Source organism: Methylibium sp. T29-B (genome assembly GCF_000576225.1).
GTDB lineage: Bacteria > Pseudomonadota > Gammaproteobacteria > Burkholderiales > Burkholderiaceae_C > Methylibium > Methylibium petroleiphilum.
Window position 1 is genome coordinate 1 of the sequence record NZ_AZSN01000033.1, and the last position, 20,962, is coordinate 20,962.

Genomic DNA, 20,962 nt, shown 5'->3' on the forward strand with positions numbered 1-20,962 from the left:
GAGCATCTGGTCACTGGCACCGAAGCTGATCATGCTGGTGATGATCTTCGTGCCACCACTGTTGACGGCCGTGGGCGTCGTGCGCGAACGGGAGACCGGGTCGATCTACAACATCTACGCATCCACCGTGAGCCGGGGCGAATTCCTCCTCGGCAAACTTGCGCCCTACGTGGGGATCGCGGTCGTCAACGTCGTGGTCCTGTGGTTGATCGCCACGCAGCACTACGGGGCGCCGTTCAAGGGCAATGCCTGGTTCTTCTTTCTCGCCTCGGTCCTGTTCGTGATGTGCACGACGGGCATCGGACTGCTGGTGTCGCTGCTGGTGCGTACCCAGCTGGCCGCGATCGTGGTCACGGTGGTCGCGACGATGATCCCGGCGCTCGACTACTCGGGCTTCTTGATGCCCGTGGATTCGCTCGGCGCGGAGGGAGGGCTGGAGGCCAGGCTGCTGCCGGCGATGTACTACACGAATATCGTGGTCGGCAGCTTCCTCAAAGGCGTCGGGATCGAAGTGCTGTGGCCGGATCTCCTCGCCCTGGCAGCCTACACGGCAGCGCTGTTCTGCGCCGGCTTCCTGCTGTTCCGCAAGCGGCCTCGCGCATGAATGCCGCCCAACTGCCGAGGCGCACGCTCGCTGTCTGGTGGCGCCGTTTGGGGGTCATGACCCTGAAGGAGGTCCGGCAGTTGCTGCGCGACCCCATCCTGCTGAGCTTCATGGCCTTCGTCTTCACCGCGAACATCTACCTGCAGGGCAGCAGCGTCAGTCTGCAGCTGAGCCGCGCGCCGATGGTGGTGCTGGACGCCGACCACAGCGCGGCCTCGCGGGATCTGATCTACCGCTTCCGTCCCCCGTACTTCCGACTCGAAGGAGAACTCGGCAGTGCGCGCGATGCCATCGGCCTGCTGGACCGCGGTCAGGTCATGCTGGCGCTGGACATCGCCCCGGGCTTTGGCGAAGCGATACAGCGCGGTGAAGCGGCCACCGTGCAGTTGCAGGTGGATGCCACCCACCCCATGCCGGCCTACCTGGCGACCAGCTATGCGGCGCAGATCGTTGGCGAGTACAGCCTGGCGACCGTGCTGCAGCGCGAGGGGCTGTCGATCGCGGACCTGAACGAACTCCCCTCGGTGGTCAACGACCAGCGCATGTGGTTCAACCCGAACCTGACGGACACCTGGTTCATGCCCTTGTCGGAGCTGTTGGAGGGCATCACGCTGTTTTCAATCCTGTTGCCGGCAGCGGCCATGGTCAAGGAGAAGGAACGCGGTACGGTGGAACAGCTGCTGGTGTCGCCGCTGACGCCGTTCCAGATCGTGTTCCCGAAGGTGCTCGCGATGTCTGTCGTGATCCTGGTGGGCGTCAGCCTGAGCCTGTTCGCGGTGCTCGGCCCGTTGTTCGCAGTGCCTGTGCGAGGCAGCCTCGGGCTGTTCTACGTCGTCACGACGCTCTACATCTTCACGAACGCAGGCATCGGGCTCTTCATCGCCACGGTGGCGCGCAACCTTGCGCAGGTCGGCCTGCTCAGCCTGCTCGTCATGGGCCCGATCCTTCTGCTCTCCGGCCTGTGGACACCGCCGGAGGCGATGCCGACGTGGATGCGTTGGGTGACGCTGGCTTCGCCGATGCGTCACTACATCGACGTCAGCTTCGGCATCTTCCTAAAAGGGGCCGGTCTGGAACTGCTGTGGGATTCGATGCTCGCGATCGGCATTCTCGGCGTGTTGATCTTCGCCCTGGGGGTGCGTCGTTTCCGGCGGCAGTTCGGCTGATGGACGTCGTTGACGAAGTCGCCGATGGCTTCTGCCCCATCGCGGTGGCGGCAGCCCTCCTGAGCCGGGAGTGGTCGATCTGGAGGAGCTTCGGCCATGGCGGACACTATCGGCATGAATCTGGTTGACGCCGAGCCGGTCGGGCGGTAGCTGCTGGCCGCGGTGTTGGGATTCCTGGGCGCCGGCATGATCCTGAAGAACACGCAGGGGCAGGTCCATGGGCTGACCACCGCGGCCGGCATCTGGGCCGTGGGCGCTGTCGGGGTCGCCATAGGGACAGGCCTGTACCTGATCGACGTCGTGAGCGCGGCGATCACGCTAGTGTTGCCCGCGAGCGAGGGCGTGTTCCGTGTCGCAGGGCGACGCAGGCACGAGATGCCGGATCAAGCCGGTGACGACCCGCCGATGCGGTAGAGGCCCCTCGGACTGTCATCGTTGCAGCAGGTGACGTTTGTGCTTCACGGTTGCCCAGTAGGCGGCCTGGGGCAACTCGAGCTTCTCTCGCGTGATGACCGGCCACGCAGCCGCCACTTCCGCATTGATGCTCAAGAACTCGAGTTGGTCTGTCGGCAGGTCCGGTTCGGAGCAGATTGCCTCCACCGGGCACTCCGGGACGCACAAGGCGCAGTCGATGCAATCGTCCGGGTCGATCGCCAGAAAATTTGCGCCCTCTCGAAAGGCATCCACCGGACACACGCCGACGCAGGCCGTGTACTTGCAGTTGATGCAAGTCTCAGTGACGACGTGAGTCATGCTCGGCGACGGCTGCGGCGTGCCAGTGCTGCCCCGTCGCCTATCGACCCTTGCCTTGCTTCCGTGCCGCAACCCTGACTCCGGTTCGTGCGCCCGGCGCTGGAGGTGGGTCGATTGCGACAGGATCGCTGGCCGGGAAGGTCGCTGCGAGGGCGTCGTCAAGTTCAGCCTCAACCGCGGCAGCGTCGGCCGCAATGCTCGAATCTCCGCTGACCGGGGAAGTGGGCCGAGCGGCGCGGGCCACCGATGTGGCACCTCGATGTGGCGCGGTGTGTTGCCTTGTCATACGACGTCCCAGGCCGTTCCTGCAATTGTGCCGATCCAGCGGGACCGGTTACCTGACGGCCGGCGGCGGTGCGGGGGCCATCCACTCCTGACGCATCATCAGATGATCCATCATCATCTGCTGCATGCCCATGTATTGGTCCATCATGTACTGGCGCTGCTTCAGCTGATCAGGGGTCAACCGCGAGTAGTGGTCGCGCATCGCGCTCCAGCCCATCGGCCCGCTGCTGCGCACCATGCCTGACCCATGCATCGGGCCGCCCCCAGCGCTGCAACAGCCCATCATGCCCGGACCCCACATCCCATGCATGGCGTTCATCGCGTTCTGCATGGCCACCCAATGCTGATTGAGCAGCGCCTGGCGTTCACCCGGATCCGTGATCTTGCGCAGTCGATCCATCTGCTCCTGCATGCGTTGCAACTGCGTCTGTGCCTCTGCCAGTCGGGCATCGAAGGACTTCAGATCCGGCACCGCCGATGTGGGAGGGGCGCTGTTGGACGCCGACTGGGCTAGCGCAGTTGGGGGCAGAGCAAGCACGAGCACTCCGACAGCCAAGGCGGGGATGATCGAGATCTTCATGGAGGGACCCTCTTCAGCGCAGGCGAACTGCGGAGGCAGCGACGGCACGCATCTCTTCGTTGGCCATGCTACTGCAACAGTGCCAGCGCGTCGCTCCAGCCGCCAGGCAGCCTGGGATGGACGGATCGCATGCCGTCGACGCGAATCAAACCCGATCTAGCTGTGGCCGACCTGCAGTTCCGCTTCAACCGACGCTTGCGCTTGCATGCCATGCTGCCTCGCCTGCTGCAGGCCATGGCCGCGGGCAAACCCTCCACCACGGCTCCGATTCGGGCGCCTGACGTTGCTTGCCAAGCGGGTCCTGACAATCCACCACGCAAAGTTCACGACACAGAACATGCCGCCTGAGCCAATCAGGCGCCCGCCGCAGTTCACGGAACCCATCACTTCAGCGCGATCACGCATCCCGATGCTCATTCGAGACGCCACTTGAAGCTGCGCGGAACGCTCTCGCCACTGCGCTGGATCTGGAGTTCGACCGTCGCAGGTTGAGGCTCCACCGGCGCAAACACGAGCACGCCCTTGCGATGATGACCTCCCGGGCCATCGCCGCGCCACGCCAGCGGCCCACGGCGTTGACCTGAAGCATCGACCAAGAATGCCGACTGCGTCAGGTCCTCGTCAAGCGGCTGCATGTGAGTGCTGAATGCGACGTCGAACTGACGATGATCGCCGCGCTGGGGACGGTGTTCAGGCGCGATGGCCAACTTGTCCTTGACCGCCGTGACCACCGTCGCGGCGTTCTCGTTGATGCGCGCCGGCGCGATGCCGAGCGCGGATTCCTGGCCGTCGCGGATGACCGAGCCGAAGCGCACCGCCGACGAGGAGCAGGTCGGACTCGTGCTCGGCATCAGCGAGAGAACCGCGGTGCGCGAGCAGTTTCCGCGTGCTAGCTAGGCCCACCATCGCGAGTCTCGTTCAGGAACTGGTCTGACTCGACGGGTTGCGGCCGAGATGCAGCACGAGGCCTTGCCGGCAAGGCCTGCCGGCGCGATCTGGCTGACATCGACGGCCCTCCGATCGAAGCCGCTCGCAAAGGCCTCAGTGGCAGTTCCCGCAGCATGAGCCCGCCAGCTTGTCGGGAGCGGTCGGTCCGGCCTGCACGGGCACCGGCGTGTAACCCGCGTCCTTGATGGCCTCGGCCAGTTCCTCGGCGTCGGCCGAGGTCGGCTCCACCTGCACACGGTGCGAGGCCAGGTCGATCGCGACCCTGGCGTCCTTGTCCGTGGCCTTCAGCGCCTTAGTGATGGTGCTGACACAGTGGCCGCAGGTCATGTCGTTGACTTCGAAGGTGATCATCGCTTTCTCCAGTGAGGCTGTTGCCGACACCCATACTCTCGACCTTGCCACCGTTGGAATGTCAACCGATCGGCTGAAGAGACCCTGAGGCCTGTAGGCAATCGCCAACAGGAGTCTTGACCTTGCCATCGTTAGAACCATGAGGATGCGAACACACTGAGCTCCACACCGAGGCACCCATGAACACCTCCACACTCGCCAACCCGCACGGCATCAAGCTCCAGGTCACCGGGATGACCTGCGCCTCGTGCGTCACGCGCGTCGAAAAGACGCTCAAGGCGGTTCCCGGCGTCAAGGAGGCGAGCGTCAACCTGGCGACGGAGCAGGCATCCGTCAACGCCGAGGCTTCCGTGACGGCAGACGCCCTGGCGGCGGCCGTCCGCAAGGCCGGCTACGACGTCGCGACCACCGAGACGGCGCTCCTGGTCGAAGGCATGACGTGCGCCTCCTGCGTCTCGCGCGTGGAGAAGGCGCTCCGCAAGGTTCCAGGTGTCTCCAGCGCCACCGTCAATCTGGCGACCGAGAAGGCGACCATCCAGGCACTGTCCACGGTGCCGGTATCGGTCCTGAAGTCCGCCATCGAGAAGGCCGGCTACGCGGCGAAGGACCTCCAGGAGGAGAAGCCCGAGGCGGCCACTCGACTGCCGGTCTGGTGGCCCGTGGCGGCAAGCGCAGCACTGACCCTGCCGCTGATCGCGCCGATGCTGCTGTCGCTCTTCGGCATCGACTGGATGCTGGGCGGCTGGGCACAGCTGGCGCTGGCGACGCCGGTCCAGTTCTGGCTGGGCTGGCGCTTCTACCGGGCTGGCTGGAAGGCCGTGCTCGCCAAGACCGGCAACATGGACCTGCTGGTGGCGCTGGGCACCTCCGCGGCCTACGGGCTGTCCGTGTATCTCATGTTCAAGCACGCCGGGCACGGCATGCCGCACCTCTACTTCGAGGCGTCGGCGGCCGTCATCACGCTGGTCCTGCTGGGCAAGTGGCTGGAGCACCGGGCCAAGCGGCAAACCGCCGACGCCATCCGCGCACTGAACGCGTTGCGGCCGACCACCGCGCGGGTGCGCCGGAATGGAGCGGAAGTCGACATTCCGGTGGAACAGGTCATCGTCGGCGACATCGTCGTGATCCGGCCGGGTGACCGCGTCGCGGTGGACGGCGAGATCGTCGAGGGTCGCAGCCACATCGACGAGTCGCTGATCACCGGCGAGAGCCTGCCGGTGCCCAAGGGCCCCGGAGACAAGGTCACCGGGGGCGCCATCAACGCGGAAGGCGCGCTGACCGTTCGCACGGCCGCCATCGGTGCGGAGACGACGCTGGCCCGCATCATCCGCATGGTCGAGTCGGCGCAGGCGGCCAAGGCGCCGATCCAGCGCATCGTCGATCGCGTGAGCGCGGTGTTCGTACCGGTCGTCCTGGTCATCGCGCTGGCGACCTTCCTCGGTTGGGGGGCCTTCACGGGGGACTGGGAACACGCACTGATCAACGCGGTGGCCGTGCTGGTCATCGCCTGCCCCTGTGCGCTGGGCCTCGCGACGCCGACAGCCATCATGGCCGGTACCGGGGTCGCCGCGCGACACGGCATCCTCATCAAGGACGCCGAAGCGCTGGAGGTCGCGCATGCGGTGACGGTGGTTGCCTTCGACAAGACCGGTACGCTGACCGAGGGCAAGCCTTCGCTCGCGGCGGTGGCGGCGGCCGAAGGAACCAGTCGTGATGAGGTGCTGCGCCTCGCGGCCGCGCTCCAGAAGTCGAGCAGCCATCCGCTCGCGGTGGCGGTGATGGACAAGGTGCGCGAAGAACGGCTGCCGGTTCCCGAAGCCCACGATGCGAAGGCGCTTCCGGGTCGTGGTGTCGAAGGCACGGTCAAAGGCCGGAAACTGGCGCTGGGCAGCACGCGGATGCTGCGCGAGCTCCAGCTGGACGAAGGCCATCTGCTGGGCGAGGCGCGGCGGCTCGAAGGGCAGGGGAAGACCGTGTCCTGGCTGGTCGGATCGGAAGGCGACCAGTGGCGCCTGCTGGGCCTGCTGGCGTTCGGTGACACCATCAAGCAAAGCGCCGCCGCAGCGGTGGAGCGGCTCCATCAGCTGGGCATCAGGACGGTCATGCTGACCGGGGACAACCGCGGCGCGGCCGAGGCCGTCGCGAAGGCACTCGGCATCGACGAGGTGCGTGCCGAAGTCTTGCCGGGCGACAAGGCGGCCGTCGTGAAGGAACTGCGCGACGCCGGCGCCGTGGTCGCGTTCGTCGGCGATGGCCTGAACGACGGCCCTGCGCTCGCCGCGGCGTCCGTGTCGTACGCGATGGCGGGCGGCGCCGACGTGGCGACCGAGACGGCCGGCATCACGCTCATGCGCGGCGACCCGCGGCTCGTGGCGGACTCGCTGGACATCTCGCGCCGGACCTATTCGAAGATCAAGCAGGGCCTGTTTTGGGCGTTCGGCTACAACGTGCTGGGCATCCCGTTGGCCGCGCTGGGCATGCTGAACCCCGTCATCGCGGGCGCAGCGATGGCCTTCAGCAGCGTGAGCGTCGTGGCCAATGCGCTGACGCTGCGTCGCTGGCAGGGGGCCGCTGATGCGCCAGTTGCGCCGCGGCTGGAGCCATCACAGCCCGTGGCCGTGTCAGGGAGCATCACATGAGCATGAACATCGGTGAAGCGGCCAAGGCCTCGGGGGTGTCGGCGAAGATGATTCGCCACTACGAGAGCGTCGGGCTGTTCCCGGAAGCGGTGCGAACCGAGTCCGGCTACCGCCAGTACACAGAGAAGGAAGTCAGCACGCTGCGCTTCGTCCGCCAGTCTCGCGACCTGGGCTTTTCCATTGAGCAGATCCGCGAGCTGCTCGGGCTCTGGCAGGACCGCAAGCGTCCGAGCCGGCAGGTGCGCGCGCTGGCACTCGCCCACATCGAGGAACTGGACGAGAAGCTCGAGGAGCTCCAGGCCATGAAGGCGACGCTGGAGCACCTCGTGCATTGCTGCCATGGTGACGACCGGCCCGACTGCCCGATCATCGACTCGTTGGCGCAGGAACGAAGCGAACTGGAGAGGCGTCCAGTGGGAGCGACCGGGAGAAGCCGCCGTGGTATGAACGGGCTGCGTGCGGGGCGAGGAGGGCGCGCGACCGATTGACAGCGGGTGCCGGTATGGGGCGAGCGGACCGAGTCATCGTTGGACCCCCACGCCATGGCCACTGAATCCGCGGATCGCCGGCTGTGCTCGCTTGAGCGTTGCAGGCCCGGCCGGCTCGGCCGTGCTGGTGCCGTAGGGCGTGCCTTGCGCCTTCTGGTGTTGACCCGTTGCGAAGATCGGGAAGCCGACCATGATGGCAGCGGCACGCAAGCGTGCGGGTGACTGCGAAGATTGGGCTTCTGCGCATGGTGGACCTGGTCAGATTGTTGATGACCACCAGGCTGCGCACGAGGAACCCCGCGCTGACCAAATGCGGACCGATAGATGACCAACTCGTAATCGTTGCGACGTAATAGCTGGTGGAGAATCTGCCAATGAAAATTCTCGTGATCGAAGACGAGGTCCGCTTGGCGGAATACCTGAAAAAGGGCTTGTCGGAGAGTGGTTATGTCGTCGACCTGGCCCACGACGGCATCGACGGGCTTCATTTCGCTGTCGAGGGCACCTACGACCTGATCGTCCTGGATGTGATGCTGCCGGGACGGGACGGCTTCGAGGTGCTCGCGGAACTGCGCAAGCAGCGCAGGACGCCCGTACTGATGCTGACGGCCCGGGACGCGGTCGAAGACAAGGTCAAGGGGCTGACCGGGGGCGCAGACGACTACCTCGTCAAGCCGTTCTCATTCTCCGAACTGGCGGCTCGTGTCCAGGCCCTGTTGCGTCGCGGCGGGGGAGACCGCGATGGACAGATGCCCACGAGTCTTCGGATGGCGGACCTGGAGGTCGACCTGGCACGACGGAAGGCGACACGGCTGGCAAGCGGCTCGAACTCACACCCAAGGAATTCAATCTGCTGGTGCTGTTGCTGCGTCGGCGCGGGGTAGTCCTGTCGCGCACCGTGATGGCGGAACAGGTATGGGACATCAATTTCGACAGCGACACGAACGTCGTCGAGGTGGCCGTACGCCGGCTGCGTGCGAAGCTGGATGAACCGTTCGAGGTCAAGCTGATCCACACGGTCCGTGGCATGGGTTACGTGATGGAGGAGCGCCAGGAGTGAAGCGGCGCTACCTCGTGGCTGTGGAGCAATCACTTGGGTCGCGCCTCTCCTGGTGGCTGGCGCTGCAAGGATTGATCGCTGCGCTTGCCGTGTCCGGGACGGTCTATGCCGTCAACCTGTGGTTTCTGCAGAGCCGCCAGCATGAAGAACTCGCGTTGAAGAGCGCGGTTGTCCGACATGCGCTCGTGGAAACGGCTGAAAGCTCGGCGGCCGAAGAGTTGCAGCACAAGCTCAAGGACTTTCTCGCCGGCCATGAGGACATGACGCTGTCCATCACGTCCAGCGATGGGGCGGTGATCTTCAGTGCTCCGCGGCCGCCCGAGGGTGGGGATGCTGCTTCGGGCAGCCGGTTTATGCAGGTGTCGTGGGAAGACACATGGCCCGCGGGCGCCGCCGGTGGCGTGCGGGTGGTCCTTGGGCTTGATGTGAGCCGCGACAGGGAACTGCTCAAGCGGCTCGGTTGGATCCTGTTGGCGGCATCACTCATCGGTGCGGGCGTCGTCAGCGTGACGGGGTTCCTGCTGGTCCGCAGAGGCCTTCTGCCGGTGCAGGAATTGGCCGCACAAGTGGACGCGGTCGCTTTGGGAAGGGCAGGGCTGCGGCTGGACGGAGCGGGACAGCCGCTCGAACTCCGGCCACTGGTCGACCGCTTCAACGCGTTGCTGATGCGTGTCGAACGCGCTTACGCGCAATTGGAAGGCTTCAACGCCGACGTTGCGCACGAACTTCGAACGCCGCTGACCACCTTGATCGGTTCGAGCGAGCTGGCCTTGCAGCGCGAGCGACCTGTGGCCGAACTGCAAGACGTGATCGCGGAGAACCTGGAGGATCTGAGGCGCCTCGCGATCATCGTCAACGACATGCTCTTCCTTTCGCAAGCGGACCGCGGCGCAACCGCGCGCCGTTCGCCGGTGACGAGCCTCGCCGCCGAACTCGTCGAGATCATCGAGTACCACGAGGCAGCGCTTCATGACCGGGGTCTGTCAGCCGTATGCGATGGCGACGCGAAGGGTGCCTTTGACATATCTCTTCTGCGCCGCGCGTTGTCCAACTTGTTGAGCAACGCAACCCGCTACGCGGAGCCCGGCTCCAACATTCGGGTCCGGATCGAGTCGGAAGGTGGCCGGTCACGGATCTGGGTAGAAAACAAGGGCATTCCGATCGAGCCGGAGCATTTGCCACGCTTGTTTGACCGCTTCTACAAGGCCGAGCGCTCGCGTCGCCAGGTTGGCACTTCGCACTATGGACTGGGTCTGGCCATCGTCGCCGCCATCGCCCGGATGCACCAAGGCGAACCGTTCGCCAGATCGGCGGATGGCGTCACCGCGATCGGGCTGGACGTACCGTCGAGTTCAGCGGCAGCGCAGCGGGCGTGACCGTCCCTTACCGGCAGCACAAGTCCGAAGCGATTGGCTTTGCCGATGCCTTTGACCATGGCAGTGGCATTGGGGGCGCCGCACACCTTGCCAGAGCAGAGCATGGGTCTGAGCGGTACACGAGTTGGCATCGCATGACGTTGGGCCGCTACTTGACGAAGTTGTAATGGACTGGCAAGCAGTCTGTCGGCGCGCGATTCCTACAGTGGCTCCACGGTGCACGAAAGCACCGCAACCGGTGAACCCCCACAAGAGGTGCACCCATCACAGGAGTCCATCATGAAGTACCGTTTCAGTCTGATCGCGTTGGTGAGTGCCGTGTCTCTGCCCGCGCTGGCGACCTCCGGCATCACCGCGGTTCCGGGTGAAGCCGGCTTCACGACCCATGCAATGCCGTCGGCAAAGTCGCGCGCCGACGTCATCAAGGAACTCGAGGCATGGAAGCGCAATCCGGTTACGGCCAACGGTTGGCGCGAAGTCGGGGGCGAGGCGGGCTGGGTCTTCGTCGGGACGAACAACCCCAGCAAGACGCGAGCGGCGGTCATCGCGGAGACGATCGAAGCCAGGCGTAACCCGGTTACGGCCGACGGCTGGCTCGATGTCGGTGGCGAAGCCGGGGCGGTCTACGTCGGCGTGCAGGGCGACACGCGCAACGCTGCGAATGCCGGCAAGCCTTCCCAGGCAGGCGCAGTCAACGTCCCCGGTGGGCTGAGCCGCAGTGGTCACCAGAGCGGCGCGACAGCCACCTCGCACGTGCATCGCTGATGCATCGGCGGTGGGCGGGCGGCATCAAGACGACGTGGCCAATCAGTAGCGTCGTCCGCCCATCGTCGGGCTACCGACAGCCCTCTGATGAAGCGCCGGCTGGTGCAGCCAGCCGATCTCGGTTGTAGGGGGCGAACGCCCGGAGGTCTGATGCGAAAGACTCAGTCCACGATGGGACGCCGAGCCGCATTGATCGCGCTCGGCTCAGGCACGCTGCTTCTCGCTGCGTGTGCGTCCAAGCCCATTCGGCCGGTAAATGCCGATGGCACGTGGTGTCACCGTGTCGGCAAGGCGCCACGCTACAAGCTGACCTGCACCCGTGCGCCCGTGCCGCCGCCCACCGTGGAGGCCGAGGCCAAGCGATTCGCCGTTTCGGCGGATAGGCTCACGGTGTACGTGGTGCGCAAGCGGTGGGCTGATGCCGCCAACGTCGTCAAGCTGACCGTCGACGGAAGTGCACAGACCGAGACCGTGCCAGAGTCCTTTGTCCGCTTGAGGCTGCCGCCCGGTGAGCATGCCCTGCGGGCGACCTGGGCACGAGGAGAGGCCCAGGCGATCATCAGCGGCGCCGCAGGCGAGATCCGATTTCTTGAACTTGTCGGCTCGGTTTGGGCTTGGGGAAGCACCTTCCAGTTCGTGCCCGGCGACGAGGCGAGCAGGGATCGTGTCCTTAGCGTTCGCATGGTGGCCGACGTCGGATGAGACCGGCGCAGACCAACCACCGCCGTCGGCCAGAAGTCTCGAAAACATGACGATTCCGTAAGCCTTTTGAGCGGATCGTGTCGGACGGCAATCCGTAGACTGCGGCGCAGGATGATGTTTCTCAATGCACTAGGGTAAAGTTCCGAGTATGTCGGGTGTGGTTCGCCTCCTTCTCATCTGGTTCATCGCTGCTGCTGTCCCCCTGAAGGGCTTGGCAGCGGTGACCATGGGTGGGTGCGGGCCGGGACACCACTCTCCCAGCCAGTCTGGCGAGGTCGTTCAGCACACCACGCACGTTGACTCCGCTGATGCGCGCGAGGATCTCCGGTTCGACGACTCCGTCAGCGCAACCGAGGCGGTGAACGAAGTTCTCCAGACGGCGTCGGATCCTTCGACGGGACATTCGGCGCAGCTGAAGATGAAGTGCAGCAGTTGCGCTCCGTGCTGCAGCGCCGCAGCGCCCGCGCTCGAGCGGGTGAGCGTTTCGCATGCGGATTCGACATCAACCGCTGTTGCCTTCCTGGAAACCCGCTTTCCAGCGGTCTTTGCGCACGTGCCGCACAGGCCTCCCCGCCTGATCCTCGCCTGACTGCCACCCTGGTTGATCGCCCCGCGGCGATACGACCAGCATCGTGAACCGGTCCAACGCCTGCTCAGCAGGCCTGGTGAGCCGGACCGACTCAAGCGAGGATGTCATGAAGATTGCCATGTTCCGCTGGCTTGCGCCGGCATTCCTGGTTGCGGTCTGCTCTGCGAGCCTGGCCCAAACCGCGGCCGGCAAGAGAGCCGATCCACTCGATTCCTCGGCCGCCGTTCCGCACCTGGTGTTCCAGTCGACGCTTGGCGGCTACCAGCGTCACGCCGAACAGCCCGTGGGATCCTGGCGCGAAGCCAACGAGACCGTCAACCGCGTCGGAGGCTGGCGGGCCTATGCGCGCGAGGCTCGGCAGCCTGACGCACCCGCCACGAACAACGCGCCTTCGAAGCCGGCAACGCCGGCGCCGGCCAGCGCACCCGCCGGGCACGGCGGGCACAAGATGAACTGAGGTCAAGCGGATGAATTCACCTTCCCATCTCGGGCGTGTCGCGCCCGACCGCCCGAGCGTGCGGCGCTCGGGCCTGCTCGTCGTCCTCCTGGCTTCCGCAGTGCTTGCGGGCTGCGCCAGCTTCTCGCCGGACGCGGGGTTCTCGTCGATCGAGTCCGCGGCCAAGGACAAGCTCGGCAAGGACGTCCGCTGGGCGCGCAGCGATGCCGATGCCGACGCCATCGATCGCCGCGTCCAGGAGTTGCTCGCCAAGCCGCTCAGCGTTGACGATGCGGTTCAGGTCGCCCTGCTCAACAACCGCGGTCTGCAGGCTCGTTTTCAGGACCTCGGCATCACCGAGGCCGAGGTCGTGCAGGCCGGGCGCCTGCCGAACCCCGGATTTTCGTTCGGGCGCCTTCGGAAGGGCGACGAGATCGAGCTGGAACGCGGGTTGCACCTGAACCTCGCACGGCTGTTGACGCTGCCCATGGTTTCGCGGCTGGAAGCGCGCCGCTTCGAGCAGGTCAAGCGCGAAGTCACGATGGATGTTCTGTCGCGCGCGGCCGAGACGCGCAAGGCCTACTTCCAGGCCGTCGCAGCCGAAGAGACCGTGCGCTACATGCGGCAGGTGAAGCAGACGGCCGAAGCGAGCGCCGAGCTGGCTCGGCGCATGGAGCAGGTCGGCAACTTCAGCAAGCTGGCGCGGGCGCGCGAGCAGGCCTTCTACGCCGACGCCGCCCTGGGCCTCGCTCGCGCCGACCAGGCGCAGCGTGCTTCGCGTGAGCGGCTGGCGCGCCTGATGGGCGTCTGGGGCCAGCAGACCCAGTTCCAGCTGCCCGAGCGCCTGCCGGACCTGCCGGCCGAGGTGCGAAATCAGCCCGACATCGAAGCGATCGCGCTGTCCCAGCGACTCGACGTGCAGGCCGCCAAGCTGGGCGCGGAGCAGACCGCGCAGAACCTGGGCCTGACCCGCACGACGCGTTTCATCAACGTGCTGGAACTCGGGCTCGTTCGCAACACGTCCAACGAGGCCCCGCGGCAGACGGGCTGGGAGATCGGTCTGGAACTGCCCCTCTTCGATTGGGGCGGCGCCCGGGTGGCACTCGCCGAAGCGATCTACATGCAGGCACTGCATCGAGCGGCGGAGACCGCGATCAACGCCCGCTCGGAGGTTCGCGAGGCCTATGGCAACTACCGGGCCGCCTACGACATCGCGCGCCACCAGCGTGATGAGATCGTGCCGCTCAAGAAACGGATCTCGGAAGAGCAGGGGCTGCGCTACAACGGAATGATCATCGGGGTCTTCGAGCTCCTTGCCGACGCACGCTCCCAGATCACGAGCGTCAATGCATACATCGAGTCGCTGCGCGACTTCTGGCTGGCCCAGTCGGATCTCGACATGGCGCTCATCGGCAAGGCGGCCGTGGCCTCGCCCACTGGCCCCGCCGCCGCAGCGGTAGATGGCGGCGGCGCCGGCCACTGACCCCTTCAATCAAGGATCTCGAACATGGTTTCCCGACGCAACTTCATCGGCGGCGCTGGCGCAGTGACCGCCGCGGTGAGCGCCGCAGCGGTCAGCAAGGTCGCGATGGCGGCATTGCCCGAGCCGGTCATCCAGACCAAGCCCGACACGATGCCGCCGCTGGTGCCCAACACCGGCCGGCCCTACAACCCGGTCGTCACGCTCAACGGCTGGACGCTGCCCTGGCGCATGAACAACGGCGTGAAGGAGTTCCACCTCGTCGCCGAGCCGGTGGTGCGCGAGATGAGCCCCGGCTTCAAGGCTCACCTGTGGGGCTACAACGGCCAGAGCCCGGGGCCGACGATCGAGGTGGTCGAAGGTGACCGCGTGCGCATCTTCGTCACCAACAAACTTGGCGAGTTGACCAGCATCCACTGGCACGGCCAGCGCCTGCCCAACGGCATGGACGGCGTGACGGGGCTGAACCAGCCCGGTATCCCGCCGGGCAAGACCTACGTGTACGAGTTCGTCGCGCGCCGCCCCGGCACCTTCATGTACCACCCGCACGCCGACGAGATGGTGCAGATGGCGATGGGGATGATGGGCTTCTGGATCACGCATCCGAAGAACAAGCATCCGCTGATCGACGAGGTGGACCGCGACTTCTGCTTCCTGCTCAACGCCTACGACATCGATCCCGGCAGCTACACGCCGAAGATCATGACGATGCTGGACTTCAACCTGTGGAGCTGGAACAGCCGCATCTTCCCGGGCATCGACCCGCTGGTGGTGAGCCACATGGACAAGGTTCGCATCCGCATCGGCAACCTGACGATGACGAACCACCCGATCCACCTGCACGGGCACGAGTTCCTGGTCACGGGCACGGATGGCGGGCCGACGCCGAAGAGCACGCGAAAGTATGAAGTGACCGAAGACGTCGCGGTCGGGCAGATGCGGCAGATCGAGTTCCTCGCCGACGAGGAAGGCGACTGGGCGTTCCATTGCCACAAGAGCCACCACACGATGAACGCGATGGGTCACGACGTGCCGACGATGATCGGCGTGGACCATCGCGGTGTCGCGCGGCAGATCACCAAGCTCGTGCCCGAGTACATGGTGATGGGCGAGCGCGGCATGAAGGACATGACCGAGATGGAGATGCCGCTGCCCGACAACACCGCGGCCATGATGACAGGGCAGGGGCCGTTCGGTGCGGTCGGCATGGGCGGCATGTTCAGCGTCGTGAAGGTCCGCAAGGGACAGAAGCGCGGCGACTACAGCGACCCGGGCTGGTACAAGCACCCACCCGGCACGGTGGCCTACGAGTTCACCGGCGAACTGCCGGACCCGGCACGCTTCAAGGCGGAAGGTACCGGCTCGATGCCCTCGGTCGCGAAACCGGGCCAAGAGGTCGAAGTCAAGGTGCGCAAACCCGGCGGCGGGCATGCAGGCCACAACTGAGCGGCGCGAGCCGACTCTCCATCTGTCCAATCCGCAACAGGAAGGAAACCTGATGAAGCAGTTCAAGCAATTTCTCGTGGCCGCGCTCGTGGCCGTCACCGCCTCCGCGATGGCGCACGGCGACGAGGACCATGCCAAGAGGGCCGGCCCGGTCAAGAAGGAACAGAAGGACTGGGGGATCGCCGGGGACGCCAAGTCCGCCAAGCGGACCATCGAAATCGGCATGGGCGACAACATGCGCTTCACGCCCGACCGCATCGAAGTGCGGCAGGGTGAAACCGTCAAGTTCGTCGTGCGCAACACCGGCAAGACCATGCACGAGTTCGTGATCGGCACGAAGGCCGAGAACGACAAGCACGCCGAGCTGATGATCAAGTTCCCGACCATGGAACACGACGAGCCGTACATGGCTCACGTGGGACCGGGCAAGACCGGAGAGATCGTCTGGACCTTCAACCGGCCGGGCGACTTCGACTTCGCATGCTTGATCGCGGGCCACTACCAGGCCGGCATGGTCGGCAAGATCAAGGTTGCCGCGTCGAGTGCCAAGGGTGACGGGCATGCGCACAAGCATTAACCCGGCGCGGCCCGCCAAGGCTCGTCGAGCACTGCTGGTGGCTACCGGAGCCGTTGCGCTGCTCGGGCCAGGCCTGCTGCGCGCGCAGACGCAGCCTCTCCATATGGAGGTGTGGAAGAGCCCTTCGTGCGGCTGCTGCAAGGAGTGGATCAAGCACGTCGAGTTGCACGGTTTCCGGGTGACGGTGCACGACGTCGGCAACACGGCGGTTCGCGCACGCATGAAGCTGCCGATGAAGCTCGGCTCCTGCCATACCGCGGTGGTCGGCCGCTACGCCGTCGAAGGCCATGTGCCTGCGGCCGACGTTCTCCGTCTGGTCAAGGAGGCGCCCGATGCCGTGGGTCTGGCGGTCCCCGGCATGCCCGTCGGTTCTCCCGGCATGGACGGTCCGGACTACGGCGACCAGCGGGATCCCTTCGACGTGCTGCTCGTCGCCCGGGACGGCAGCACGCGCGTTTTCAGCTCCTATCGTTGACCCAAGAAAGGAACGTCATGAAATCTGCACTCTCCACCCTGATGATCTCGATCGCCCTCAGTACGTCCGCCTGGGCACAGCAGAAGGCCGACGAGCACGCGGGTCACCATGCCGCGAGCAGCCCGACGGCCGCGGCCGACGAGATGACCGACGCGGAAGTCCGAAAGGTCGACCTCGACGCGGCCAAGATCACGTTGAAGCATGGCGACATCAAGAGCTGGAAATGCCGGCCATGACCATGGTGTTCAACGTGCGCGACAAGGCCATGCTCGGCCAGGTCAAGGCCGGAGACAAGGTGAAGTTCAAGGCCGTCAACGAGGCGGGCAAGTTCACGGTCACGGACCTCAAGGTGGTTCGCTAAGTCCTGCGAGGACGGCGCGATGCGCTCATCGGCCGCGAAGGTGCTCAGCGTCGGCATTGTTGCGACGCTGAGTGCCGCGGGTCTGGCGTGGCATGAGTGCGTGTTGCTCGCGGCCTCCGCGGCTGCTGCGCATCGGCTGTTCCTTTGGCGCATGGACGCCGCCGCTCCATGGGATGCATGGCGCGCCGGTGTGCGATGTCTCTTCGCCGGCCTGCTTGGGCTGCTGGCCGCCGTTGCGCTGTTCGCCATCATCGCGGCCGGCTTGGCGGGCTACTGGGAGATGGGGCACCGCCATGCGCGCGCCACGCTCGCATTGGTCACCGCCGCCGCCGCCCTCCTGGTCCTTGTGCAGTTGGACTGGCGGGCCCGTTGGGCCGAAATGCGCTTTTGGGCCTTCAGCGCCGGTGGCATCGCGGTGACGTTCGCGGCCTTGCGGCCCGACCTGGAGTTGCTCCCATGCCTGGTCTCCGCAGGCATCGGGACGTGGCTGGGCTTTGCAAGCTGGCGGATGGTCCGAACGCAGGCGCGCGATCTCCTGCGATCAGACGCGAGGATGTGAGGCCGATCAGGACGAGCGCATGAAACGAAGCCGGTTGCTCCTGGCGGTCGCTGCGATCGGGGCGGTGGCCCTGCTCGTTGCCATCTCGCGCCTGGCGCCAAAGCTGGCAAGCACCGGGCTGCTCAAACCTGACGATGTCGAGGTGACGGCGCGGGGGCGGCAGGTCTACGGAACGCACTGTGCCGCCTGTCACGGGGCGAAGCTCGAGGGCCAGCCCAACTGGCGCCAGAGAGACGCGCAAGGCCGCCTGCCGGCACCGCCACACGACGCCACCGGGCACACGTGGCACCACCCCGACGAGACGCTGTTCCAAATCACGAAGTTCGGCGTCGCCAAGGCTGCCAACCTGGCGTCGTACGAATCCTCGATGCCTGCGTACAAGGGCGTGCTGACCGATGCCGAAATCGTGGCCGCGCTCTCCTGGATCAAGGCCCAGTGGCCCGTCAGCATCCGGGCCAAGCACGACGAAATGAACCGAAGTTCGTCCCAGCAGCGCTGAGCCGATGCCGCACGAGTTCAGGAACCTCTCGAGTCTTTCGCACGGCGAGTTGGGGCTCATGCTGGTCGGCGGCTTGGCGAGCGCTGCGGTCATCATCGGACTGGCGCTGGTCCTCGCCTGGAAGAACCGTCGCAGGAATGCCGACGGGAGCCGGCCACAGCAGCCGAAGCCTCGGAAGGCGAAGCGCCGAAAGCGACGATGAGGCCGGGTGGGGAAACGTGTCGCGCGTCAAGGCAGCACCGTGCGACATCGAAGATGATGCTGACCCAACAAGGATCAAAGTTCATGCAGACCGCCAGAATCGCCATGACCGCCATTGCGTTGGTGACGGCAGGCCAAGCCTTCGCGGCCTCCCACATCGTCGAGATCGCCTGGAGCCGCGACGGCGCGTTCGCTCACGGCGCCAGCGTCGAGCCCGGCAAATTCGTCGAGCTTTGCGGCAAGCTCGCGCCGGGGGACTCCATTCGCTGGGAGTTCGCCGCGTCGGTACCCGTCGACTTCAACATCCACTATCACGTGGGCAAGGAGGCCGAGTTCCCGGCCAAACAGGCTCAGGTGAGTTCCGGGCAGGACACCTTGCGGGTTGCGGTGCGCGAGGACTACTGCTGGATGTGGAGCAACAAGTCGTCGAGCCGGGCGAGAGTCGATGTTCGGCTTCAGCGCCAGAACTGAGGTCGTGGCGGCCGATGCGCATGGGGACCGAGACACTGCCGCTGAAGCGCATTGACGCGGGGCACGGTCAGCATTGCGCAGTCCTGCTGCACGGACTGGGCGGGACCCATCGCTACTGGACCTGCGGTCCGGTGCCGTTCGCACTGTCGGGGCACCGCACCGTCCTGATCGACCTGCTCGGCTTCGGTGAGTCGCCGAAGCCCTGGACGCGCTACAGCGTCGAGCGCCACGTCGCTGCTTTGCATGCGAGCCTGGCCGGGGAGCGCTCCCTGACGCTGGTCGGGCACTCGCTCGGGGCCGCGCTGGCACTTGCCTATGCCGCCCGCTATCCGTCGGTCGTCAGGCGGCTCGTGCTGATCAGTCTCCCCAACTTCGGTGGCGCCGAAGGAGCCGTCGCCTGGTTTGCGCGGCAGCGTGGCGGCTGGATCTACACGAACATGTGGGCGACCGCGCTCGCATGCATCCTGACGCGGCGCGTCGTCGGACGCCTGTTGCCGCGCCTTCTTCGCGACATCCCGCGCGAAGTCGCCGAAGACCTCGTTGCGCACAACATGGTGTCATCGACCTCGTCGTTGTGGGAGGCCCTGTATCGGCATGACCTGCGCGCCGAGGCCGAGGCGACGGCGCAGATCCTGCCGGTGCTGATGTTGCACGGCGGTGCGGATCTGACCGCGCCTTTGGCTGGGGCGCAGGAACTGGCGGCCACGCGCTCGACGTGGGAGATGCGCATTCTCGGCGGCGTGGACCACCATCCCTGGTTGCGAGTGCCGCACGAATGCATGCAACACATTGAGCAGTGGCTGTCGCGACTCGGGGAGCAGGCGCCGGTGAACCCCGCCGAGCAATCTGCTCGCGCCGCAGGCCCCGGCGTGAAGGTGCACCCATGAGCGGCGTGTCCCTGTCGGACCTGATGGGCGTCGGGATTGCGCTGGCGGCGGGCCTGCTCATCGGCCTGGAACGCGGCTGGCATCAACGTGATCTGCCCGACGGCCACCGCGTTGCCGGTCTGCGCACGTTTGCGCTGATCGGCTTGCTCGGCGGCCTGAGCGGTCTGCTGTCGCAACGATGGGGGGCAATCATTCTGGTCGTCGTGCTGGCCGTGGTGGCGCTGCTGATCCTGGCTGGCTACATCGTGACGGCCCGCATGCACAGCGTCATGGGCCTGACCACGGCGATGGCCGCCATCACCACGTTCCTCGTCGGCGTGCTGGCGGCGGGTGGCAGCACACTGCTCGCCGCTGCCGTCGCGGTGGTGACGGTCGCGCTGCTGCAACTCAAGCGGCCGATGCACAGCGGCATCGGCAAGCTCACCGAAGGCGAGTTGACCAGCGGCATTCAACTGCTGCTGATCAGCGTCGTCATCCTTCCGGTCCTCCCCGATCGCGGGTTCGGTCCCTTCGAGGCGCTGAATCCGTACAAGCTCTGGTGGGCGGTTGTGCTGCTCGCGTTGCTCTCGTTCCTTGGATTCGTCCTGATGCGTTGGTTCGGTGCCCGGCGCGGTCTGACCCTGACCGCACTGCTGGGCGGACTCGTGTCCAGCACGGCCACCACCGCGACGCTGGCGCGCTGGTCCAAGGAGAGTCCGCAGTGGCGGCCACTGGCTGCCGGAGGGGCAACGCTCGCGTGCGCGGCCATGTTCGGCCGCATGGCGGTGCTTGTCGGCGTCGCCGCGCCGGCTCTCGGCACGGCGACCATCGGGACCCTGGCCGCCATGGCCGTTGCCGGGGCTGCCTTCGGCGCGCATCTGACCACGCGCGAGCATGCGGCGGATCTGCCGGATCTGTCGACGCAGAATCCGCTGAAGCTGACCGCGGCCGTCCAGTTCGCGCTGTTCCTTGCTGCGGTGCTTCTGGCCGGGCGATTCCTCGCGGACCGGTTCGGTGACGCCGGATTGCTGGTCACGGCGGCGATCTCCGGCCTGGTCGACGTCGATGCCATCACCCTGTCGGTGGGCCGAATGGTCGGCGATGGGGTCGTGGGCGGCTCGGTCGCGGCCCTGGCCGTCTTTCTCGCGGCCGCCGTCAACCAGGTCACCAAGCTCGGGCTGTTGTGGGTGCTCGACAGTCGATCGCTGGCGCTGAGGGTGCTGCCGGCTTATGCGGTGATGGCACTTGTCGGTGTCGGAGCAGCGCTCGCACTGCGCTGAACGGC

At 66.1% G+C, this 20,962-nt stretch carries 25 protein-coding genes and 1 pseudogene; 22 read left to right on the forward strand and 4 right to left on the reverse strand.

Annotated elements, in window-relative coordinates:
* The first annotated feature begins 25 nt into the window (after positions 1-25).
* The 3 genes from Y694_RS07690 (at position 26) to Y694_RS07700 (ending at position 2,184) form a co-directional block, all read left to right on the forward strand.
* Positions 26-604, forward strand: coding sequence for an ABC transporter permease (locus Y694_RS07690; protein WP_255343776.1), 579 nt, complete (start codon positions 26-28; stop codon positions 602-604).
* Positions 601-1,770, forward strand: coding sequence for an ABC transporter permease (locus tag Y694_RS07695; RefSeq protein WP_036231376.1), 1,170 nt, complete (start codon positions 601-603; stop codon positions 1,768-1,770). Before Y694_RS07690 ends, Y694_RS07695 begins: the two co-directional genes overlap by 4 nt.
* Positions 1,771-1,932: 162 nt before the next feature.
* Positions 1,933-2,184, forward strand: a complete 252-nt coding sequence (locus Y694_RS07700; protein ID WP_051495639.1) for an MgtC/SapB family protein — start codon at positions 1,933-1,935, stop codon at positions 2,182-2,184.
* 15 nt (positions 2,185-2,199) lie between these two features.
* On the opposite strand, the gene fdxA is transcribed toward Y694_RS07700, so the two are convergent.
* From fdxA to Y694_RS07720, 4 genes are all read right to left on the reverse strand, one after another.
* Positions 2,200-2,523 carry a ferredoxin FdxA gene (gene fdxA / locus Y694_RS07705; protein WP_036231377.1) on the reverse strand — a complete coding sequence of 108 codons (324 nt, stop codon included), beginning with the start codon at positions 2,521-2,523 and terminating at the stop codon, positions 2,200-2,202.
* Between the two features lie 334 nt (positions 2,524-2,857).
* On the reverse strand, positions 2,858-3,388 hold the full coding sequence (locus tag Y694_RS07710) for a hypothetical protein (protein WP_036231433.1): 531 nt from the start codon (positions 3,386-3,388) through the stop codon (positions 2,858-2,860).
* Positions 3,389-3,801: 413 nt separating this feature from the next.
* The gene (locus Y694_RS22490) at positions 3,802-4,203 is read right to left on the reverse strand and encodes a hypothetical protein (protein ID WP_051495640.1); all 402 of its coding nucleotides are present in this window, start codon (positions 4,201-4,203) and stop codon (positions 3,802-3,804) included.
* Between the two features lie 226 nt (positions 4,204-4,429).
* A complete protein-coding gene (locus Y694_RS07720) occupies positions 4,430-4,687 on the reverse strand; it encodes a heavy-metal-associated domain-containing protein (RefSeq protein WP_036231378.1) in 258 nt (85 codons plus the stop codon).
* 179 nt (positions 4,688-4,866) lie between these two features.
* Between Y694_RS07720 and Y694_RS07725 the strand changes: the two genes are divergently transcribed.
* The 19 genes and pseudogenes from Y694_RS07725 (at position 4,867) to Y694_RS07815 (ending at position 20,957) form a co-directional block, all read left to right on the forward strand.
* Positions 4,867-7,326 (forward strand): heavy metal translocating P-type ATPase, encoded by a 2,460-nt coding sequence (locus Y694_RS07725; RefSeq protein WP_036231381.1) that lies wholly within the window; start codon positions 4,867-4,869, stop codon positions 7,324-7,326.
* A 2-nt stretch (positions 7,327-7,328) separates the two neighbouring features.
* On the forward strand, positions 7,329-7,814 hold the full coding sequence (gene cueR, locus Y694_RS07730) for a Cu(I)-responsive transcriptional regulator (RefSeq protein WP_051495641.1): 486 nt from the start codon (positions 7,329-7,331) through the stop codon (positions 7,812-7,814).
* Positions 7,815-8,188: 374 nt separating this feature from the next.
* Positions 8,189-8,874 (forward strand): annotated as a pseudogene (locus tag Y694_RS07735) (heavy metal response regulator transcription factor).
* Positions 8,871-10,250, forward strand: coding sequence for a heavy metal sensor histidine kinase (locus tag Y694_RS07740; RefSeq protein WP_036231384.1), 1,380 nt, complete (start codon positions 8,871-8,873; stop codon positions 10,248-10,250). Before Y694_RS07735 ends, Y694_RS07740 begins: the two are co-directional and overlap by 4 nt.
* A gap of 279 nt (positions 10,251-10,529) precedes the next feature.
* Entirely contained in the window at positions 10,530-11,015 is a 486-nt protein-coding gene (locus Y694_RS07745; RefSeq protein WP_036231387.1) for a hypothetical protein, read from the forward strand.
* Positions 11,016-11,204: 189 nt separating this feature from the next.
* Complete coding sequence (locus tag Y694_RS07750) at positions 11,205-11,717, forward strand: hypothetical protein (RefSeq protein ID WP_155935795.1); 513 nt, start codon at positions 11,205-11,207, stop codon at positions 11,715-11,717.
* 211 nt (positions 11,718-11,928) lie between these two features.
* The gene (locus Y694_RS07755; protein WP_152543408.1) at positions 11,929-12,306 is read left to right on the forward strand and encodes a hypothetical protein; all 378 of its coding nucleotides are present in this window, start codon (positions 11,929-11,931) and stop codon (positions 12,304-12,306) included.
* Positions 12,307-12,382: 76 nt separating this feature from the next.
* Entirely contained in the window at positions 12,383-12,763 is a 381-nt protein-coding gene (locus Y694_RS07760; protein ID WP_197028761.1) for a hypothetical protein, read from the forward strand.
* Between the two features lie 58 nt (positions 12,764-12,821).
* Complete coding sequence (locus Y694_RS07765; RefSeq protein ID WP_036231441.1) at positions 12,822-14,225, forward strand: TolC family protein; 1,404 nt, start codon at positions 12,822-12,824, stop codon at positions 14,223-14,225.
* Between the two features lie 24 nt (positions 14,226-14,249).
* On the forward strand, positions 14,250-15,668 hold the full coding sequence (locus Y694_RS07770) for a multicopper oxidase family protein (RefSeq protein ID WP_036231393.1): 1,419 nt from the start codon (positions 14,250-14,252) through the stop codon (positions 15,666-15,668).
* Positions 15,669-15,720: 52 nt separating this feature from the next.
* Positions 15,721-16,245 (forward strand): cupredoxin domain-containing protein, encoded by a 525-nt coding sequence (locus Y694_RS07775; protein ID WP_036231395.1) that lies wholly within the window; start codon positions 15,721-15,723, stop codon positions 16,243-16,245.
* The gene (locus tag Y694_RS07780; protein ID WP_081771216.1) at positions 16,229-16,720 is read left to right on the forward strand and encodes a DUF411 domain-containing protein; all 492 of its coding nucleotides are present in this window, start codon (positions 16,229-16,231) and stop codon (positions 16,718-16,720) included. The genes Y694_RS07775 and Y694_RS07780 overlap by 17 nt, the downstream gene beginning before the upstream one ends.
* 17 nt (positions 16,721-16,737) lie before the next feature.
* Positions 16,738-16,956, forward strand: a complete 219-nt coding sequence (locus Y694_RS26700) for a hypothetical protein (RefSeq protein WP_310732215.1) — start codon at positions 16,738-16,740, stop codon at positions 16,954-16,956.
* Complete coding sequence (locus Y694_RS26705; RefSeq protein WP_310732216.1) at positions 16,944-17,081, forward strand: copper-binding protein; 138 nt, start codon at positions 16,944-16,946, stop codon at positions 17,079-17,081. Before Y694_RS26700 ends, Y694_RS26705 begins: the two co-directional genes overlap by 13 nt.
* Positions 17,082-17,100: 19 nt before the next feature.
* Positions 17,101-17,640, forward strand: a complete 540-nt coding sequence (locus Y694_RS07790; RefSeq protein WP_036231397.1) for a hypothetical protein — start codon at positions 17,101-17,103, stop codon at positions 17,638-17,640.
* Between the two features lie 19 nt (positions 17,641-17,659).
* The gene (locus Y694_RS07795) at positions 17,660-18,139 is read left to right on the forward strand and encodes a cytochrome c (protein ID WP_036231399.1); all 480 of its coding nucleotides are present in this window, start codon (positions 17,660-17,662) and stop codon (positions 18,137-18,139) included.
* 285 nt (positions 18,140-18,424) lie between these two features.
* Positions 18,425-18,811, forward strand: a complete 387-nt coding sequence (locus Y694_RS24760) for a hypothetical protein (RefSeq protein ID WP_231497584.1) — start codon at positions 18,425-18,427, stop codon at positions 18,809-18,811.
* Between the two features lie 20 nt (positions 18,812-18,831).
* Complete coding sequence (locus Y694_RS24765; RefSeq protein WP_161727967.1) at positions 18,832-19,698, forward strand: alpha/beta fold hydrolase; 867 nt, start codon at positions 18,832-18,834, stop codon at positions 19,696-19,698.
* Entirely contained in the window at positions 19,695-20,957 is a 1,263-nt protein-coding gene (locus Y694_RS07815; protein WP_036231409.1) for an MgtC/SapB family protein, read from the forward strand. The genes Y694_RS24765 and Y694_RS07815 overlap by 4 nt, the downstream gene beginning before the upstream one ends.
* Positions 20,958-20,962: the final 5 nt, after the last annotated feature.

Bases quoted from the DNA above. Each gene is read 5' to 3' on its own strand.
- Y694_RS07695 (WP_036231376.1), top strand. From the start codon at position 601: ATGAATGCCGCCCAACTGCCGAGGCGCACGCTCGCTGTCTGGTGGCGC.
- fdxA (WP_036231377.1), bottom strand. From the start codon at position 2,523: ATGACTCACGTCGTCACTGAGACTTGCATCAACTGCAAGTACACGGCC.
- Y694_RS07710 (WP_036231433.1), bottom strand. From the start codon at position 3,388: ATGAAGATCTCGATCATCCCCGCCTTGGCTGTCGGAGTGCTCGTGCTT.
- Y694_RS07720 (WP_036231378.1), bottom strand. From the start codon at position 4,687: ATGATCACCTTCGAAGTCAACGACATGACCTGCGGCCACTGTGTCAGC.
- Y694_RS07725 (WP_036231381.1), top strand. From the start codon at position 4,867: ATGAACACCTCCACACTCGCCAACCCGCACGGCATCAAGCTCCAGGTC.
- cueR (WP_051495641.1), top strand. From the start codon at position 7,329: ATGAACATCGGTGAAGCGGCCAAGGCCTCGGGGGTGTCGGCGAAGATG.
- Y694_RS07745 (WP_036231387.1), top strand. From the start codon at position 10,530: ATGAAGTACCGTTTCAGTCTGATCGCGTTGGTGAGTGCCGTGTCTCTG.
- Y694_RS07770 (WP_036231393.1), top strand. From the start codon at position 14,250: ATGGTTTCCCGACGCAACTTCATCGGCGGCGCTGGCGCAGTGACCGCC.
- Y694_RS07775 (WP_036231395.1), top strand. From the start codon at position 15,721: ATGAAGCAGTTCAAGCAATTTCTCGTGGCCGCGCTCGTGGCCGTCACC.
- Y694_RS07780 (WP_081771216.1), top strand. From the start codon at position 16,229: ATGCGCACAAGCATTAACCCGGCGCGGCCCGCCAAGGCTCGTCGAGCA.
- Y694_RS26700 (WP_310732215.1), top strand. From the start codon at position 16,738: ATGAAATCTGCACTCTCCACCCTGATGATCTCGATCGCCCTCAGTACG.
- Y694_RS26705 (WP_310732216.1), top strand. From the start codon at position 16,944: ATGCCGGCCATGACCATGGTGTTCAACGTGCGCGACAAGGCCATGCTC.
- Y694_RS07790 (WP_036231397.1), top strand. From the start codon at position 17,101: ATGCGCTCATCGGCCGCGAAGGTGCTCAGCGTCGGCATTGTTGCGACG.
- Y694_RS07795 (WP_036231399.1), top strand. From the start codon at position 17,660: ATGAAACGAAGCCGGTTGCTCCTGGCGGTCGCTGCGATCGGGGCGGTG.
- Y694_RS24760 (WP_231497584.1), top strand. From the start codon at position 18,425: ATGCAGACCGCCAGAATCGCCATGACCGCCATTGCGTTGGTGACGGCA.
- Y694_RS24765 (WP_161727967.1), top strand. From the start codon at position 18,832: ATGGGGACCGAGACACTGCCGCTGAAGCGCATTGACGCGGGGCACGGT.
- Y694_RS07815 (WP_036231409.1), top strand. From the start codon at position 19,695: ATGAGCGGCGTGTCCCTGTCGGACCTGATGGGCGTCGGGATTGCGCTG.